The following is an 18,147-nucleotide window of genomic DNA, read 5'->3' on the forward strand; positions in this document are numbered from 1 at the left end:
AGGCGCGGAAATCACTCCGCGCCTGTTATGTTTTTTGCTGTTGATTTCTAAAACAGCGCCAGATTGTACACAAGAATTTCGGTTAATCCCGAGCTGGCGCGGCGGCCTTCTGCGCGGGCCAACTCGCCCCGCCGACATTGCCGCTGCGCAGCGGTGCCTCGGTGGTGTAGCACCAGGCATCCCGGTCCGACAGGAAAGCGTGCAACAGCTTGTTATTCAACGCATGTCCGGAACGGAAGCCATAAAATTCCCCGATGATCGGCGCCCCGGCGAGATAGAGATCTCCGATGGCGTCCAGCGCCTTGTGCCGTACAAATTCATCGTCATAGCGCAGCCCTTCTTCATTCAGGATGTCCGAGCCGCTGAGCACGATGGCGTTTTCAAGCGACCCGCCCTTGGCCAGCCCGAGTTTTTTAAGCTGCTCAAAATCGCTAAGGAAGCCGAACGTCCGGGCGCGGGAGATTTCCTTCTTGAATATCCCGTTGCGCAGGTTATAGCTGCAATTCTGCTTGCCGATCCGGGGATTGTCGAAATCAATATCAAAAGCAACGGAGATATTGTCAGCCGGGGAGAGAATCGCCCGGGCGGCACCGTCCGCCACCTCGATTTCCTTCAACACCTTGATATAACGACGCGGCGCGTCCTGCTCCTGGATATCAGCACATTCAATCAGAAAAATAAAAGGCGCGGCGGATCCATCCATAACCGGCACTTCCGGTCCGTCCAGCTCGATAACAAGATTATCAATTCCGGAACCGGAAAGGGCCGCCATCAGATGCTCAACCGTTGCCACCTTCACGCCCGCGTCATTGCGGACCGTCGTGCACATGACAAGATCGGACGCGCTGTCATAGCGCGCCGGAATATCGGCAATGGCCGCGTCAACATCGGTGCGTCTGAAAATAATGCCGCTGTTCGCCGGAGCGGGAACCAGCTTCATATTGATCAGCTCCCCGCCATGCAGACCTACGCCGGTGCAGCTGATGCTGTTCCGCAATGTCTTTTGATTAACAAACATTTTCCGCCACTTCTGTTGACCATGTACAAATTTTGTAGCCTGAATGTACGAAACAGCCTCGGTACAAACAAATCAAACATTGTTACCAATTATTTCGGCGCTGCACAATTTAATGGTAAATAAATCGTTATTTACATCCTCAATGCGTGCCATAGAGCCGGTCCCCTGCATCGCCGAGCCCCGGAACGATATATGCCTTTTCATTCAGCCGCTCATCAAGAGCCGCCACATAGATTGCGACCTTTGGATGCTGGCGCCGCATCACCTCCACTCCTTCGGGAGCGGCGACCAGCGCCATAAAGCGGATATCTTCAGGAGCAACCCGGTGATCGAGCAGCACATCGACCGCCGCCGCCGCGGAATATCCCGTCGCCAGCATCGGGTCCACCAGAATGAACAGCCGCCCTTCCGCCGAGGGGAGACTGCGGAGATATTCCACGGGGCGTTTCGTCTCATGATCCCGATACATCCCGATATGCCCGACGCGGGCCGAGGGCATGAGGTCAAGCAACCCGTCGGCCATGCCGAGACCGGCCCGCAGGATAGGCACAACTGCCGCCTTCTTCCCGGCGAGAACCGGCCCCTCCATCTTGCAGACCGGCGTTTCGATGGCGCTGCCGGTTACGGGCAAATTGCGTGTGATTTCATATCCCATCAGCAGGGCAATTTCCCGCAGCAGCTGGCGAAAGCTGCGGGTCGACGTCTCCTTGCGTCGCATATGCGTCAGCTTGTGAACAATCAACGGGTGATCGAGGATATGCAGGTTGGGAAAACGCGGATCGCGGGTCATAGGCATCGTTTCTTTATGGCTAGGCGTTCTGGTCCTCAGAGTACGGGTATCTTAAATTTAGACGAGTTTACGGGTTAATCCACCACTGTTGAGCATGATCCGCTATTTCATGGCAGCTGGACACCGCGCAGGGCCGATAACAAATATTTATAACCTTTCCGGCCAATTTTCTGCAAATCGCTGTTTGGTATGATAAAAGTCACCCCTATACTGCACTCAACATCGAAAGACGATCCTGTTCCGCCAATCATCGGGAATAAGAATGACCCTGAATCCACATATCGCCGCCGACTATGTCAAACAGGTTGCCCCCGGCTTTTCGCCCCGTGTCGGTATCGTTCTGGGATCCGGCCTTGGCGGACTTGCTGACAAGATCGAAACCCTCGTCAGCATCGATTATGGCGAGATCCCGGACTTTCCCCGCTCCTCCGTCGAAGGCCATACTGGAAAACTCATACTCGGCCGATTGGGCGGCATGGCGGTCGCCTGCCTTCGGGGCCGCGTCCATTATTATGAGGGCGTCACCCCCCGCGATCTTGCGATCCCCATACGCATGCTTAAATTGCTCGGCGTCGATATTTTGCTGCTAACCAATGCCGCGGGCAGCTTTCGTCCGAAGATGAAACCCGGAAGCCTGATGATGATCCGCGATCACATCAATCTTTCCGGCCTCAACCCGCTGGTTGGACCCAATGACGACGTCTTCGGGCCGCGCTTCTTTTCCATGGAAGACGCCTATGATCCGGTGCTTAGAAAACATCTCGCGGCGGTCGCAAAAGAGCTTGGCATCACGCTGCATGAGGGGGTTTATCTGCATTATCTCGGCCCCAATTTCGAAACCCCGGCGGAAATTCGCGCCTTTCGCCTCCTCAGTCCCGATGCCATCGGCATGTCAACAACGCCGGAGGTGCTCACCGCCCGTCATGCGGGCATGCGCGTTCTCGCCATTTCCAGCATCACCAACCCCGTCGCCGGGACGAACAAAACGCCGCTCAGCCATGAGCAGACGCTTGAACAGGCGAAAATCGCGGCGGGCGATCTGGAAAAGCTCGTCATTGTGTTTCTGGAAACCCTGAAACGGGAGTTGCTGAAAGCCCATATCCGCAGCACGGAGGGACATAATGGCTGAAAGCCAGCCTGAACGCAGTTTTTTTCCTCAGGAAATCATCCGCAAAAAACGCGACGGCAAAACGCTCGATGAGGCTGAAATCACCTACATGGTCCGCGGCCTTACAGACGGCCGGATCAGCGAAGGACAGATCGCCGCCTTTGCCATGGCGGTTTATTTTCAGGGAATGAGCATGTTGGAACGCACGGCCCTGACCCAGGCCATGCTGCGGTCCGGCACCGTCATAGACTGGCAAAAGGAAGGTGTTTCCCGCCCCATTGTCGACAAACATTCAACGGGCGGCGTCGGAGATAAGGTCAGCCTGATCCTGGCGCCCCTGATTGCCGCCTGCGGCGGAGCGGTACCCATGATTGCCGGACGCGGCCTTGGTCATACCGGCGGCACGATTGACAAGCTGGAAAGTATCGCCGGATACCGGATAAATCCGGCGATGGATCTGTTCGTTAAAACCGTTCGCCACGTTGGCTGCGCGATTATCGGACAGAGCGACGCCCTCGCCCCGGCGGATGGCCGCTTCTATGCCATTCGCGATGTGACGGCGACGGTTGAATCCATTCCGCTGATCACCGCCTCGATCCTCTCAAAGAAGCTGGCCGCCGGTCTCGACGCCCTTGTCATGGATGTCAAGTTCGGCTCCGGCGCCTTCAAGCCAGATCCGGGGGAAGCGGAGGAACTTGCCCGCAGCATCGTATCCGTTGCCAATGCCAGCGGCCTGCCGACCACTGCGCTGCTGACCGACATGGATGAGGTTTTGGGCCATACGGCGGGCAATGCCGTCGAAGTCAGAGAAGTCATTGATTTCCTGATGGGGCGCCATATGGATCCGCGCCTGTTTGATGTGGTGATGGCCCTGGCGAGTGAGATGCTCATTCTCGCCGGAATAGCGGATGAAACTACGGCACTTCACGCGGCAAAAGGCGCACTCGCCAGCGGGACGGCGGCCGAACGATTTGCCCAGATGGTGGCGGCCCTTGGCGGACCCGCCGATCTCATGACAAACATGAACGCGCATCTCCCCCTCGCCCCGGTGCGCCGGAACATCATTGCCCCACGGCGCGGCTTCATCAACCGGATCAATGTCCGAGAATACGGCCTTGCCGTCATGGAACTGGGCGGCGGTCGTCGGCAGGCGACAGATATGATCGATCACGGGGTGGGGCTTGTAAATATTGCTGGTATTGGTGCAAAGGTCGGGCCGCGGGCGCCTGTCGCCACGCTTTATGCCCGCACCGAGGCAGATGCCGATCAGGCCGAGACGCGCCTTTTGCAAGCAATCACCATCACGGATGACTGTCCGGCAATTCCATTACCGGTACGCCAGCGGATAACGGCGGAAAAAACTAGGCATCCTGTCTGATACACCTTCCCAGACGCAGAACGCATCGCCAGGTCGCGCCCGTCGGAACGTCAGTTCTGCTTTTTCGGGGCGCTTTCAACAGTTTCTTCGATCTTGATATCAACCTTTGGATTGGCATCGTTGAAACGCTTCATGACCTCTTCCGTGATATTCATGGTCGGATTGAAGAATACGGTTCTCTCGCGATCAATGCCAATATTAACCCCTTTTTCCTTGCTGACATCGGCGGCAACACGGATGATGAATTCGCGAAATTTGAGGCGGACACCCACAAGCACTTCATTCATCTTGCCATTGATGACCTGAAAATCGCGTTGTAGACCTTGTCGCTGCTGATTCAGCTCAGCCAGTTTCTGCTGATAGGCATCGGGGGCCAGGATGGCGCGCTGTTTATCGAGCGCTTCCTTTTCCTTCAAAAGCGCATCCCCGCGCTTGTTCAGCTCATCAACTTTGCTTTTGAGAAGCGCTTTGACTTCCTCTTCCGCTTTTTTTACCGGCGCCGATTCCTGCAAAATATAGTTGATATCAATAACAGCGACAACGGCTTCCGGCAGCTTTGATTGTGCCTGCGCACCCGCCCCCCCCGGCAGGGAAAGCGTGGTTGTGACGGCTGTCACAAACAATCCAATGAGCAGATACTGAATCTTTTTTGTCAATTGTCTCTCCGGAGTTTGGGGATTGCCGAGGTGTTACAGAGCTACATAACATCACCGGATTAATAAATCCAGAACCCTCATTGCGTCATTCTCAGCCTGTTATCCCCGAAATAGCTAGCAAAAAAGGCAAAACAGTGAAATTTGGACGTTGCATTGCGGCGGTCCCTCAAAACCGGAATGCAGCCCTTTTGAGAGAATCTACCCGTTCCAGATTTCCACACATTCCGTCGCCGCTTCAAGCGGCAGAATGGGCGGCCGCTCGGCGGTGCCTATATAAAGAAAGCCGACGATCATATCTTCGTCCCGCGCGCCAAGGGCGGCTTTCACATGCGCATCAAAACAGGGCGCACCGGTACGCCATATCCCGGCATAACCAAGCGCATGAATGGCCAGCATAATATTTTCGGCGGCGGCGCCGGCGGAAAGATACTGTTCGATCGGCGGCACCTTGGGGCTGTCCGTCACCCTGGCAATGACAATGATCATCATGGGCGCCCGGAGTGGCTTCTGGCTTTCCTTTTCAAGCGCGGCATCGCTGGCCTCAGGGTCGCGCTTTTGCAGCGCATCGCGGAATATTCCGCCAAGTTTTTGCCGCGCCTCCCCTTCAACAACCAGAAACCGCCAGGGCCGGAGGCGACCATGATCGGGCGCGCGACCCGCGGCCTGCATGATTATCTTCACCTCTTCGGCATTGGGGGCGGGTTCTGTCAACCGCGCCGATGATTTACGCGTGATCAGGGCTTCAATGGCATCCATTAGACTGATGTTTCCTTTTTTAAAGGCGCCGGTTTCATGGCAGCAATAGCAGAGAATCTGCCGACTGGCCAACGCGTTGCATCAAGGTGGTTGTTATCGCCACATTCTGTCCCTACAGTATTAAAGGGACGGGGGAGAAGACAATCCATTATCAAACCGGCGACATATTTTGTCTGAAATCAATGTCAGCGGTCACAAAATAGAGGAGTATGCAATCGCCATCCCCGGGGGGAGAAATGAGGAAACCATCATGTCCATAAAAACTATCCTGCTACATTTGAATGACGAAGCCCATCTCGACACCAATATCGAAGCGGCCCTTGGCCTTGCGGTCGAGCATAAAGCACATCTGATCGGCCTGTACACAATTGCACAGGTTGTTGTTCCGGCAACCTATATGGGCTATGTCCCGCCGGAATTGATCGAACAGTCCCACCAGGCGGAAGAGAAAAAAGCAGCGGCGGCAAAAAAGCGTCTGGAGGAGCTGGCCGCTAAAGTTGACTGCGGCGTTGACGTCTTCATCGAACAGGGATATGCGCCGGACCTGCTGAATGCCCACGCCCTTGCTGTCGATCTTGTCGTGATCGGCCAGGGCGATCCGGAGGCGGAGAATAATGCGCAAGTTCGCTATATTGCCGAGGAAATTGTGGTCAGCTCGCCAAGGCCGGTCCTGATTATTCCATCTGCCGGTAAATTTCACGATTTTGGCAATCACGTCATGGTCGCGTGGAACAATACGCGGGAATCCTCCCGCGCCCTGCATGAAGCCTTGCCCTTCCTGAAAAAGGCGGACAAGGTGACGCTGCTGCGGGTTAACGCAACGGAAGATGAAAATTTCGAGACCAAGCAGATCATGGCGCATCTTGAACGACATGGTATTAAGGCGGAATTCAAATCGGGGCACTGGCCGGACCTCGATGTCGGCGATGCCATGCTGGGCGCGCTGGTCGATTATAGCGCCGATATGCTGGTGATGGGCGCCTATGGCCACAGCCGCATCCGCGAAATGATTCTGGGCGGCGCAACGAAAAGCATTCTGTCGCATATGACGGCGCCGACGCTGCTCTCCCATTAATCATACAGTCAGCGGGACGTCAGAAAATATCGCTTTTTCGCACGTCCCGCCATGCGCCCATTGGCAGATCACCAAGCTCCAGCCGACCTATGCGCTGACGGATCAGTCGCAATGTCGGAAACCCTGTCGCCGCCGTCATGCGGCGCACCTGTCGGTTTTTCCCCTCCGTCAGGGTAAGCGTTATCCAGCAGGTCGGGATTGATTTGCGAAACCGGACCGGCGGATCGCGCGGCGGCATCTCCGGCTGCGGCGTGATCAGCTCCGCCCGGCAGGGTTTCGACTGATAACCGCCAAACATCACGCCCTTCGACAGTTTAGCCATGTCGGCTTTTCCCGGTATTCCCTCCACTTCGGCCCAATAGGTCCGCTCATGGCCGTTTTCCGGGTCCAGCAGCCGTTTGATGAACGGCCCGTCATCACTCAGCAGCAACAGCCCCTCGCTGTCCTTATCCAGCCGCCCAGCCGCATAAACATTGGGCGGCAGGGAAAATTCTGCCAGCGTCCGCTGCCCCGCTTCTCCTGTGAACTGGCTGAGGACACCGTACGGTTTATGAAAGGCAATATATCTTGGCATGGTCAGGGACTATCAGTAAGGTCGGAAATCGGCCGCTTCTTGTGATGGCCAATTGAAAATTGTTTTACATCAAAGTTATCAAATTTTTAGGTAATTTTAGCGATGGTAAAAGACGAATTTCTGGCACCATCGCCAGAATAGTCAAAAATGCCAAACCGGATCAACATCTGNAATGGAAGATATTTCAACCGCGACCATCCGTTTTATCGGACAAAAGGAGGAGGATGCCCAGCAGCTTGGCTGGCTTCTCGCCAATGCNGCGAATGCAAATTTCTCGTTNGAACATGTGACCGGCCTCGANAGCTTTATNAANACCGGNACGGCCAATGAGGGCGACGTNATCATTCTNGATATGACGGAAAATTCCGGAAGCCGNCTGGAAGCGGTNAGCCAGCTNGGCCAGAAAATCCCNCAATCNCCNATNATCGTGCTNACCGGCGAAGATGAAACNGTCGGNCGNGACGCCATTCGCAANGGCGCACAGGATTATCTGATCAAAAGCCANCTNACCACCGANGGCATGGCCCGCAGTATCCTGAATGCNATCCAGCGGCATCAGGGGCACGGGCGCCGTGCAGAAACGGCNCCGCTNCTTGATTCCGCAACCGCCGTTCTGAACCGNCTGCCGTTNGGCGTGATACTGGTAACGGCGGATTCGAAAATTCTATTCTTCAATGGCAANGCGAAACGCTATCTGGAAAAGGGCGATGGTCTNACTGTCGGCGCCGANCGCATCTGCCGCGCGACCCTTCCGGGGGAGAGCCGGGCGCTGGCCAAGCTGCTGANCGANACGCTGNCCCCCGGCGACGACACCCGNTCCGAAGGGGANTTCGCCATTTCCCTGACCCGCATGGAAAGCGACCATCCGCTGAATGTCATGGTNGCGCCCATCGGTACGGGCATGGCCGGNAAAGGCGCGGTCCTCTTTGTTTCCGATCCGGCGGAACCGGTTGAGNTNTCCATTGACACCATCTGCCGCCTNTATGGCCTCACCCCGGCGGAGGGGCGNCTCGCCCTCGGCCTCACCAACGGGCACAAGCTGGACGATCTCGCCGANGAATGGGGCGTCAGCATGCATACGGTTCGTTCACAACTGCGGCAAATTTTCAGGAAAACGGATACCAGCCGTCAAAGCGAGGTTGTGAAGCTGATCNTGACCGGTCCGGCCGCCTTNCAGGCCACGCCNCGCGGGTGATCCNNCTCAAACTATTGCAGGATCGGACAGTGGAAACGCNNCTATGANTGAGNGAGCGGAAAACNCCNCCTGCCCNTGATCTCAGGTTTCATCCTTTGTTGCATTCGCATCCGGATTTTCAGAGAAATATTTCCAGANNTCCCGTCCGCCNCGNTTTTCGAGATAGTTGGTCAGNGCGCTGACNACCCGGCGNTCAAACCGCCNGTCNGCATCATCGAGCAGNATTTTGACCGCATCGCTGAAACTTAANGCCCCGCGATAAGCGCGCGGGCTGACCATCCCGACGAAGGCATTGGCGACGGCAATGATACGNGCAGCCTCCGTGATTTCGGTGCCGACGAGGCCATTCGGCTGGCCACTGCCGTCATAATGCTCCTGCAACTGGCGNAAGGTGGCGGCGACAGGCAGGTCGAACTCCACCTCCTCCAGCAGATCCGCACTGGCGATCAGGCTGTTGCGGATTGTCTCCANTTCCTTTTTGGTCANATCTTTNGTTTTGGTCAGCAACTCGGCCGGNACCAGTATCTTGCCNATATTGAGAAGGTTCCCNGCGATATCGACAGTGCGGATCAGATCATCGGTCGCNCCCATNTCCCCGGCAATGGCNACNGCCACCCGGGCGACNCGGCGCGACTGATCCGCCGAATAGGGATCGCGACGATCAACNAAACCGACCAGTGTCGAAACAAGATTGCGCANNACNGCTTCGCGNCGCTCCTGCGCCATCATGACATCGGAAATATCCTGAAATACCGTCAGCACTTCCTTNCTGTTTACGCGCGAGGANCGNAGCGGCACGAANTCCGCNTTGACAACCCGNTCCGTCGTCGCCTCCCCGCTTCCTTTCATNCGGCTGACCAGAGANCGNGGTTCGTAATCCGTGCGGACAAGATTGGTCATTTCGATGATTTCCCGCGCCTGTTCCGGGCCCAGNACACTCGCCACCTTCTTACCGATCATCTCTTCCTGCGAAATATCGACGCCGCTGGCCGCGCCNNTATTGGCGAAGGTATATTTATCCTCCACATCAAAAACGGCGATNGCCGTCGGCTGCTGATCCGTCACAATTTTCAGAAACTCACTCCGTTCCTTNAGCCGTTCCGCCATNTCCTTGTAGCGCACGGCCAGCTCCGCCGCGCGNATGGANGAACCATGCCGCCAGACGGCAATGACCGTCCCCGCAACCGCGAAAATNAGCAGCANGAAAATACCNAGCATNGTGGAAAGCCGCTGNTTGGTTTCGGCAAGGGCCTCCTGTTCGGTGACCGTGCGCACCAGATACCAGGGCGCGGCAGAAAGCGCCCGNCCTGTGACCAGCACCCGACTNCCCAGATAGTTGGAGGCAAGNGTGAAATCNCCCGGATTATCCANCACNAANGCGGCCGCGAGGTCTCCCTTGCTGCTGAGTTTACGGGNGAGAGGAAGCGTTCCGTCCGCNANNGGNGANATATANTGAACNAGCGTCCCGTCCTTNCGCACCAGATAGTTTTCCGCCGTCTGCAACGTNTCGCCGGGCTGAAACAAAAGCGGGAAAAGNGATGTTTCAACNGTNCNNAGNCCGATCACATACCCGATAATATCCTTNACGCTGCCCTCGTCCTGGACCGCAAAAACCGGCCAGACAAAGCCNAGTGTCGGATCACCATTAATCCCTTCATAGATATCGACAAGAGCNGACTGCCCCTCTCCCGCCTTGGCAAGGGCGGCGCGGATTGTCGGNTTCATCGGCGGCATATTGCCGCTGGAGACCAGNAGACGGCCNGTCGCNTCNGCAAGGCCGATCCCGGCCCGGCCCGGCCGCGACACATTGGCCCGGATCTGCGGNTCCTCCGGTTCCCAGAACCCGCTGATCACCGCCTGATTATTGAGNAGATTGATCAGATATCCCGCTTCGGGAATTTCATTGATGGCAATGCCATTTTCNCCNGACTCGATGACAAGNTGGGTCAGATANACCTGCAANGAGGCATTGGTGGCCAGNGTACCAATGGCCTGNTCCTGTTTGCGTAGCCAATCNTCCACATTGGCCGCCCNACTGTCCGCCACNATACCGAGCCGGATTTCCCAGTTGCGGATATCCCGCTNTCTCTGCTCATCAACAAATCTGAAAGTCGCCCANACNCCGGCAATCACNANGGCAAGAAGCAGCACNACGCCAAGTCCCAGCGTCCTGTTCGTTTTCTTGCGNTCNGTCGTCTCGATCTCGATNCCGGACATGGATACCCCGANACAATACTCATAAAACTGCAGAATGCCCCGAAACTCTTTAAGGATGGGTAAATTCCGCCCCTTACCCTATGCAAAAAATGCCTGANTGCGCAACGGTATTGGCGGATCAGGTAAGGTTTTGTTAACCATTGCCTGGCCATAATGTCACCCNTGGAAAAATCGCCCGGCCTGACGGGCGGAGGGTGNACNGTGGCATCTGCAAAANAGCATAAATTCCTGACGGCCCTGACAGCAGGACTGATCCTTGCTGGCNCATGGAACCTCCCGTCCGCAGNCGCCGCNTCTCGTAGCCTGTTCGGCTATCAGGAAACCCCCTATTCCGACCTCAAGCCGTTTCCCAAATGGCGNAGNGTTCTTGAAAACCACAGGCAAGAACCGGGNGAATGNACCCCNGGCAAGTATAANCGCTGNGCCTATCAGAAATGGNNCGAGNTNATCGAGGAATGGCGNCTTCTGCCAAAAGACGAACAGCTTGCAANGGTCAATCGGCANATGAATCTCTTCCGCTATATCACTGATCCGGTCAACTGGGGAGTGAAGGACTACTGGGAGATTCCGAAGGAATTCTTTGCCCGTTTCGGCGATTGCGAAGATTACGCCATTGTGAAATATTTTACTCTCAGGGCACTTGGCTGGTCCGAAAATGACATGAAAATCGTCATTTTGCAGGATATGAACCTTGGCGTCGCCCATGCTGTTCTTGTCGTCGCCTTTGACAACAAACAGCTCGTTCTCGATAACCAGATCGGCCAGGTGGTCGAGGCAAGCCGCATCCGCCACTACAAGCCGATTTATTCCGTCAATGAAACGGGCTGGTGGCGTCACAAGCCGGGAACGGCGCAAAACTGAGCCATAAAGCCGGCCGAGCTTTCCCACCCGAGACGAAAATCCATATGATCATAAGAAAAGGCCGCGCTCCAGGCACGGCCTTCACTCTTTCGATTTATTCCGTTTGTCGCGGCGCGATCAGCCTTTTTCAGGCAGCGTCGCCTCCTCGGGCAGGGTAACGCCAAGGGTGCTGTTCAGCATGCCCATGGTCGCAAGCAGACGGTATTTTGCGAAACGAACCGAATAATCCACGGTCACCAGCGATGTCTGCGAATTGAAAAGTTCGTTATCCGCATAGAGAAGATCCAGCAGATCCCGCTGTCCGATGGAGAATTCCTCCCGGTACGTCGCGGCAACTTCACGGTTTGCGGCCACTGCCGCGGCAAGCACAGTGGAGCGTGCCTGCGAGCGGGCCAGCGCACTCCAGCTTTTGCGCACTTCCTCTTCTACCAGCCGTTCAAAACGGCGCTTACGCTGTTCGGTTTCGGATTTCCGGGCAATGGCTTCCTTTTCCCGTCCTTCGTCAATACCGCCGCGATAAAGATTATACCGCAACCGCAGCATCGCCAGCATATCGTCATTATGCCCTCTCACCCCGTCGATATTGTTATCGGCCGAGGCACTGACTTCCAGATTGACCGTCGGGTAATAACCCGCCTGACTGGCACGGATTTCCGCTTCGGATGTTTTGATGTCGGAGGAGGCAAAAAGAATATCAGGGTTATGCTGAAGTGCCAGCGCGATAATATCTTCAACCCGGGCGGGGATAACGCTGTCATTAAAGGTCGGCTGCTGCAAATTTGCGGGGGGCGCTCCGACAACACGCTGATAGGAGATTTCCGCGTCATCCAGCGCCCGTTGCGTTTCCACCAGCGTATCTTCAGCCGCAGCAACCCGTGCGAGCGCCTGCTGATCATCGCCAATGCCGCTCTGTCCGGCGCGGACGCGTTCCTGAATTTCCCCGAGAGTACGGCGGTGTTTTTCAACATTCTCGCGCGCCAGTTCAACAATTTCCAGGCTACGCAGCGTATCGAGATAGGCCCGAACGGCATCAAGCGCGATGGCTTCAGCCCGCTCTCTGACCCGATAGGCGGCGCTTTCCACCCGGTTGCCCTGACGATCAACTTCCGCGCTGCGGAAGCCGCCATCATACAGGGTCTGGATCAGCATAAGGCTGGATTCGGTCCGCCGCAAATCTTCATTGTCGATGGTAACGGTATCCGTCCATTCATATCCGATACCCGCGTCCAGATCGAGGGTTGGAAGATACAACCCTTCAGCCTGATTGAGTTCCTGATCAATGGCCCGGCGGTTGGCCGATGCCTCACCAATTTCGGGATATGTTGAAACCGTTTGCTGAACAGCTTCACCCAGTGTCTCGGATCTTGCGATTCCAACCGTGAGAAAACTACCGACTACAGCCGCCAGAATACTTGCGGAAAGAATATCAACACTCTTTCCCGCACCGCTGCCAAGCTTCATGCCCCTCTCCCATTGGTTTCATATGCGAGCCGTCCAAACGCGTCGCCCCACTCAAAGCTGCCAGAAATTGCAAGCCGCCGGATCCGCACAGATATATCAGCAGGCAATCTACTCATTCTTACCATCCGTAATCAACTCTAATATCCCCTGAATGTTCACATATTTCAAAGGCGGCGACCCCACTGTAACATAAATACAACAAAGCCCTCGCGAATGAAACAGGAGATAATCAATGTTTCCGCTGTAATCCCGCGAAGGGTCTTCTGCAAGTCCCCCGAAGATTTTCCCAATATTCGCCGTTAACGGTTAATTTTTGTTGAAAAACAGATCAAAAGCTCGCAATTATCCTTATATATATGGCGAAACGCTTTGTTATTAAAAATGTTTGCGTAATCTCCGCAAAGCTTGCTACGCCGTTCCGGATTACTGATTAAAGACGGACTAGGCCCGTCTGGTGCCCACATGTTAACCGCTTCTTCACCAAATAAGCGTTGAATGGGGTATGATGTTTGGAAAGAAAAGCCGTGAACGCCACGGAAGTTGCCATCCGGGACAATCGACGTGACGGCCAAGGCTTGTAAAGCGCGGGGATAATGGGGTGAGCGAAACGTCGCACAGAACAAAGGCGCCGAATACGGATTCCGCAAAAGAACCGCAGCCTGCCGATGACCGCCAGAAGGCGCAGACGGCGGAGGAGTTGGCGCATGTCGCCGCCGCCTTCAAGGCCGACGAACAGACAAAGGCAACCTTGCCCGTTACAACACAACATGGTGACTGGACCGTAAATCTGTCCGAAGTGACGCGCGCCGATCAGGATTCGCTGCTAGGCTGCCTCGCCGCTCTTACCAAGCTGTTTGATGATCCGCGCACACCGGACGCTCTGATCTATGGCCTGCCGCTGGAAAATAACCGGCTGACGCCCGCGCTTTTCGTCCGGGCAGCGGAACGGGTGGGTTTAAGCGCCCGCATCTCGAACCGAAAACTTGCCGACATTCCGGACATGGTGCTGCCTTGCGTTCTTCTGCTCAAGGAACGCCGCGCCTGCATTCTCCTCTCGGTTGCGGATGGATATGCCAGTGTCGTCTTTCCCGAAACCGGTGAAGGGACAGACCGGATACCGCTTGAAAATCTGAAAGAGCTCTACGCCGGCTATGCCATCCTGACCCGCCCGAACTTCAAATACCGGGTCGAGAAGGACGAACGGCTGATGGACCGCAAGGGGTCCTGGTTCTGGGGGACCATGTGGCAGTTCTGGCCGACCTATCTTCAGGTCATCATCGCGGCCTTCCTGATCAACAGCTTTGCGCTCGCCAGCCCGTTGTTCATCATGAATGTCTATGACCGCGTTGTCCCGAACCGCGCCATGGAAACCCTGTGGGTTCTGGCCATTGGCGTGATCACCGTGATCGGCTTTGATCTGTTGCTGAAAACCCTGCGGGCGTATTTCGTCGACAATGCGGGCAAGCGCGCCGATGTGCTGCTTTCCAGCCGGATATTCGAGCAGGTGCTGAATCTTCAGGTGAAGGCGCGCCCTGCCTCCGCCGGGGCTTTTGCCAATCACCTCCGGGAGTTTGAAACCCTGCGGGACTTCTTCACCTCTGTTACGGTGACGGCGCTGGTGGATCTTCCTTTCCTCGGCATCTTTCTCTTTATCATCTATCTGATCGGTGGGCCGCTGTTCATGATTCCGGCCATTGCCGTGCCGGTCGTTCTTGTCATCGGTCTGCTGCTGCAATGGCCGATGCAGCGCGCGGTTGCCAGAACGTCGGAAGAGGCGGCGCAGAAGCACGGCGTGATCATTGAAACCATTTCCGCCCTCGACACTGTCAAAAGCATGGGAATCGAAGGGCATATGCAGAAGGAATGGGAACGCTTCGTGGGCAAAACGGCCGAGACAAGCGTTGCCGCCCGTTTCTTCGCCGGGCTCGGCATCAATCTGTCCGCCGCCGCCATGCAGCTTGTGACCGTGGCCGTCGTCGTCTATGGCGTGCATCTGATGGGCGAACCCAATTCCACCATGACTGTCGGCGCCCTGATCGCCAGCACGATCCTGACCGGCCGGACAATGGCCCCGCTTGGCCAGATTGCCGGGTTACTCACCCGTCTCAATCAGGCAATGGTCGCGCTTAAAGGGCTGAACAACATCATGTCCCTACCGGTGGAGCGCGGCGCCGAAAAACGCCAGCTCAGCCGCCCCAATATTCAGGGGGATATCGAATTCAAGGATGTCACCTTCAAATACCCCGGCAGCGATCTGCCCGCCCTCAATAATGTTTCCTTCCGCATCAGTGCGGGGGAAAAGGTCGGCATCATCGGCCCCGTCGGATCGGGCAAGACAACCATCTCCCGCCTGCTGATCAATCTTTATGAACCCAATGAGGGCGCGGTCCTGATCGACGGGACGGACATCCGCCAGATTGACCCGTCCGACATCCGCCGCAGCATCGGTAGCGTTATGCAGGACATCACCCTCTTTCAGGCGACGGTGCGGCAGAACATCACCCTCGGCCACCCGCAGGCCGATGATGAAATGATCTTGAACGCCGCCCGCCTGTCCGGGGTGCATGATTTCATCAGCAAACATCCCCATGGATATGATCTTCAAGTGGGGGAGAAAGGCGCCACCATGTCCGGCGGGCAGCGCCAGGCCATCGGCCTTGCGCGGGCCTTCCTGCCCAATCCGCCCATCCTGATGCTGGACGAGCCAACCAGCGCCATGGACCTCAATTCAGAACGCCGCCTGATCGCCCGACTTGAGGAGCATATCGCCGACAAGACGGTCATTCTAGTGACGCACCGCACCTCTCTTTTCTCGCTGGTGGACCGCATCATCGTACTCGGCAATGGCAAGATCGCCGCGGACGGGCCGCGCGACAAGATTCTGAAGCTTGGTCAGACAGGGAACGGCAGCCGGAATGTCAGCGCCTCAATCGGCCGTCCGGCCCTTCGGGACGGGGGGGAATAGTCATGTCCGCGCCGCTTAAATGGGAAGATTCAGATTTCGCCTCGGATGTCGTCGCGGCCAAACTGCAAGGCCCGCACCCACGTGCTTTCCTGCTGCTGTTCGGGATTATCGCCTTCTTTGTTGTCGCCTATCTCTGGGCCAGCAATGCGGTGCTCGATGAGGTGACGCGCGGCGATGGCAAGGTGATCCCGTCCAGCCAGGTACAGATCATCCAGAATCTGGAGGGCGGCATCCTCGAAGAATTGATGGTGCATGAGGGTGATATTGTCGAGAAGGGGCAGATCCTGCTGCGGATTGACGCGACCGGCTATACGTCCCGCGCCGGAGAAATTGAGTCAAATTATCTCAATCTGATGGGACGTATTGCCCGGCTTGAGGCCGAAGCTAAGGATGAACCCCTGGTCTTTCCCGCAGAATTGCTGGCGGAACGGAAGGATATCTCCGTACGTGAACAGAATCTCTATAACGCCCGCCAGGCGGAGTTGCAGTCTCAGATTGCCATCCTGCGGCAACAGGCACAGCAGCGGCAGCAGGAAATTGCCGAGATCAACGGACAGCTCAAACAGCTCCGTACCAGCCTTAGTCTCGCCAATGAAGAGTGGGCGATCACCGAACCGCTGGCGCAGCGCGGGATTGTCTCCAAGGTAGAGGCACTGAAACTTCGCCGTGAGATCAATACGCTAAGAGGGCAGATTTCCGTGTCCGAACTCTCCCTTCCCCGCGTTGAAGGGGCGCTGAAAGAAGCCAATCAGCGGATCGAGGAAAAAATTCTCAGCTTCAAAAGTCAGGCNGCACAGGAGCTGAGCACGGCGCGGGCAGAATATGAAGCCTCGCGGCANGCCATTCTCGGNGTTCAGGACCGCGTCACACGCACCAATGTCCGCTCCCCGGTGACCGGCGAAGTCAAGGCTGTCAAGGTCCGNACCATCGGCGGGGTCGTCAAACCCGGNGANGATATCNTNGAAATCGTTCCCATTGACGANACGCTGCTGGTGGAGGCGAATATNCGNCCNTCNGACATCGCATTTCTNNGNCCCGGACAGGCNGCAACCGTCAAGATCACGGCCTATGATTATTCCATNTANGGCGGNCTGCCCGCAAAGCTGGAACGCATNAGCGCCGATACCATTCTCGATGANAAAACCGGCGAGAGCTATTATCAGATTATTGTCCGGACCGANCAGAACTTCCTGCAACGGGGCGAGAACAGCTANCCCATCATTCCCGGCATGGTCGCCTCNGTTGACATNCTCACCGGCCAGAAAACAGTGCTCGACTACATTCTGAAACCGATCCTGAAAACCCGGGACACGGCGTTGAGAGAGAGATNATGCGCATNCAGACGGCTTTCTATCGNAACANACGACTGTTTGCTCCGTTGCTTGTCGGCNTCNGNATNNCNGCGGCCGCTGATCGTCGCGNCGGNCAGNGCGGAGANNACGGAAAACGGNNTGTTCGGACTGATGGANATTTCCTCCGATGATCTGTCNGCGCTNCCCATGTGGCAACATGTNATGGCCAGCTTTCCCGCCCTTGCCGATGCGGCAAAGGAGTGCGATCTGCATATCGAGAAATGCGANACNCAGCAGATGACCCTGTGGCGGACGAAAATCGCCGANTTGCANCGTTCGGCAGAACGCATCCAGATGCTGGAAATCAATCGCTTTCTCAATGACTGGAAGCATCTGCCNGAAGAGGACGGCGGCATCNGCAATCGCTGGNCNNCCCCNCTNCAGTTTCTNTCCCATGGCGGCGGATCGCGGGATTTTGCCGTGATGAAATATGTCAGCCTNAAAGAGTTGGGGTTTGATCCCGATGCCATGCGGATTGTCATTGCGAATGATGTGCTGCGCAACAANNCGCATGCGGTGCTGAGCGTCCANTACCGCGGCAANCAGTATATTCTGGACAGCCTGAANGACACNATTCTGGAAGAGCGGCTGGTCAATTACTACCTGCCTCTCTATTCGGTCAATGAAAAGACGCGATGGGCGCATATACCGCAGGATTTNCTNATCGCCNGCGAGCCCTCGGGGAGCGAGAAAAATGACTGACGCNACGCTGAAGCTCGANCTNAACTCNTTTCTCACCGG

Annotated in this window: 13 protein-coding genes; 6 read left to right on the plus strand and 7 right to left on the minus strand. The window is 56.2% G+C overall.

What is annotated here, in order from left to right:
* Nucleotides 1-82: 82 nt before the first annotated feature.
* Both lpxC and upp read right to left on the minus strand, forming a co-directional pair.
* Nucleotides 83-1,018 (minus strand): UDP-3-O-acyl-N-acetylglucosamine deacetylase, encoded by a 936-nt coding sequence (gene lpxC, locus CMN55_RS15135; protein ID WP_293950794.1) that lies wholly within the window; start codon nucleotides 1,016-1,018, stop codon nucleotides 83-85.
* A gap of 139 nt (nucleotides 1,019-1,157) precedes the next feature.
* Nucleotides 1,158-1,808, minus strand: coding sequence for a uracil phosphoribosyltransferase (gene upp / locus CMN55_RS15140; protein WP_293950796.1), 651 nt, complete (start codon nucleotides 1,806-1,808; stop codon nucleotides 1,158-1,160).
* Between the two features lie 262 nt (nucleotides 1,809-2,070).
* Between upp and CMN55_RS15145 the strand changes: the two genes are divergently transcribed.
* Entirely contained in the window at nucleotides 2,071-2,937 is an 867-nt protein-coding gene (locus tag CMN55_RS15145; protein WP_293950798.1) for a purine-nucleoside phosphorylase, read from the plus strand.
* Complete coding sequence (gene deoA, locus CMN55_RS15150) at nucleotides 2,930-4,294, plus strand: thymidine phosphorylase (RefSeq protein WP_293950800.1); 1,365 nt, start codon at nucleotides 2,930-2,932, stop codon at nucleotides 4,292-4,294. The genes CMN55_RS15145 and deoA overlap by 8 nt, the downstream gene beginning before the upstream one ends.
* 50 nt (nucleotides 4,295-4,344) lie before the next feature.
* On the opposite strand, the gene CMN55_RS15155 is transcribed toward deoA, so the two are convergent.
* A complete protein-coding gene (locus CMN55_RS15155) occupies nucleotides 4,345-4,950 on the minus strand; it encodes an OmpH/Skp family outer membrane protein (protein WP_293950802.1) in 606 nt (201 codons plus the stop codon).
* Nucleotides 4,951-5,148: 198 nt separating this feature from the next.
* A complete protein-coding gene (locus CMN55_RS15160) occupies nucleotides 5,149-5,706 on the minus strand; it encodes a nitroreductase family protein (protein ID WP_293950804.1) in 558 nt (185 codons plus the stop codon).
* 250 nt (nucleotides 5,707-5,956) lie between these two features.
* On the opposite strand from CMN55_RS15160, the gene CMN55_RS15165 reads away from it, so the two are divergent.
* The gene (locus CMN55_RS15165) at nucleotides 5,957-6,781 is read left to right on the plus strand and encodes a universal stress protein (RefSeq protein ID WP_293950806.1); all 825 of its coding nucleotides are present in this window, start codon (nucleotides 5,957-5,959) and stop codon (nucleotides 6,779-6,781) included.
* Between the two features lie 19 nt (nucleotides 6,782-6,800).
* On the opposite strand, the gene CMN55_RS15170 is transcribed toward CMN55_RS15165, so the two are convergent.
* Both CMN55_RS15170 and CMN55_RS17470 read right to left on the minus strand, forming a co-directional pair.
* A complete protein-coding gene (locus tag CMN55_RS15170) occupies nucleotides 6,801-7,355 on the minus strand; it encodes a pseudouridine synthase (RefSeq protein WP_293950808.1) in 555 nt (184 codons plus the stop codon).
* Nucleotides 7,356-8,631: 1,276 nt separating this feature from the next.
* The gene (locus tag CMN55_RS17470; protein WP_459253675.1) at nucleotides 8,632-10,767 is read right to left on the minus strand and encodes an HD domain-containing phosphohydrolase; all 2,136 of its coding nucleotides are present in this window, start codon (nucleotides 10,765-10,767) and stop codon (nucleotides 8,632-8,634) included.
* Nucleotides 10,768-10,920: 153 nt separating this feature from the next.
* Here CMN55_RS17470 and CMN55_RS15180 point away from each other — a divergent pair, with 153 nt between their 5' ends.
* On the plus strand, nucleotides 10,921-11,628 hold the full coding sequence (locus CMN55_RS15180; RefSeq protein ID WP_293950812.1) for a transglutaminase-like cysteine peptidase: 708 nt from the start codon (nucleotides 10,921-10,923) through the stop codon (nucleotides 11,626-11,628).
* A gap of 117 nt (nucleotides 11,629-11,745) precedes the next feature.
* Here the strand turns inward: CMN55_RS15180 and CMN55_RS15185 are convergent, their stop codons facing one another.
* The gene (locus tag CMN55_RS15185; RefSeq protein ID WP_293950814.1) at nucleotides 11,746-13,089 is read right to left on the minus strand and encodes a TolC family outer membrane protein; all 1,344 of its coding nucleotides are present in this window, start codon (nucleotides 13,087-13,089) and stop codon (nucleotides 11,746-11,748) included.
* Nucleotides 13,090-13,687: 598 nt separating this feature from the next.
* Between CMN55_RS15185 and CMN55_RS15190 the strand changes: the two genes are divergently transcribed.
* Nucleotides 13,688-16,054: a type I secretion system permease/ATPase gene (locus CMN55_RS15190; protein WP_293950816.1), complete on the plus strand. Its 2,367-nt coding sequence runs from the start codon at nucleotides 13,688-13,690 to the stop codon at nucleotides 16,052-16,054.
* 2 nt (nucleotides 16,055-16,056) lie between these two features.
* Nucleotides 16,057-18,108, plus strand: coding sequence for an HlyD family type I secretion periplasmic adaptor subunit (locus CMN55_RS15195; protein WP_293950818.1), 2,052 nt, complete (start codon nucleotides 16,057-16,059; stop codon nucleotides 18,106-18,108).
* Nucleotides 18,109-18,147 lie beyond the last annotated feature (39 nt).

The sequence above is a fragment of the Sneathiella sp. genome (genome assembly GCF_002694385.1).
Classification (GTDB): Bacteria; Pseudomonadota; Alphaproteobacteria; order Sneathiellales; family Sneathiellaceae; genus Sneathiella.

Excerpts from the sequence above, each read along its gene's own strand:
- CMN55_RS15160 (WP_293950804.1), bottom strand. The coding sequence starts at position 5,706 with ATGGATGCCATTGAAGCCCTGATCACGCGTAAATCATCGGCGCGGTTG.
- CMN55_RS15170 (WP_293950808.1), bottom strand. The coding sequence starts at position 7,355 with ATGCCAAGATATATTGCCTTTCATAAACCGTACGGTGTCCTCAGCCAG.
- CMN55_RS15145 (WP_293950798.1), top strand. The coding sequence starts at position 2,071 with ATGACCCTGAATCCACATATCGCCGCCGACTATGTCAAACAGGTTGCC.
- CMN55_RS15185 (WP_293950814.1), bottom strand. The coding sequence starts at position 13,089 with ATGAAGCTTGGCAGCGGTGCGGGAAAGAGTGTTGATATTCTTTCCGCA.
- deoA (WP_293950800.1), top strand. The coding sequence starts at position 2,930 with ATGGCTGAAAGCCAGCCTGAACGCAGTTTTTTTCCTCAGGAAATCATC.
- upp (WP_293950796.1), bottom strand. The coding sequence starts at position 1,808 with ATGACCCGCGATCCGCGTTTTCCCAACCTGCATATCCTCGATCACCCG.
- CMN55_RS15165 (WP_293950806.1), top strand. The coding sequence starts at position 5,957 with ATGTCCATAAAAACTATCCTGCTACATTTGAATGACGAAGCCCATCTC.
- lpxC (WP_293950794.1), bottom strand. The coding sequence starts at position 1,018 with ATGTTTGTTAATCAAAAGACATTGCGGAACAGCATCAGCTGCACCGGC.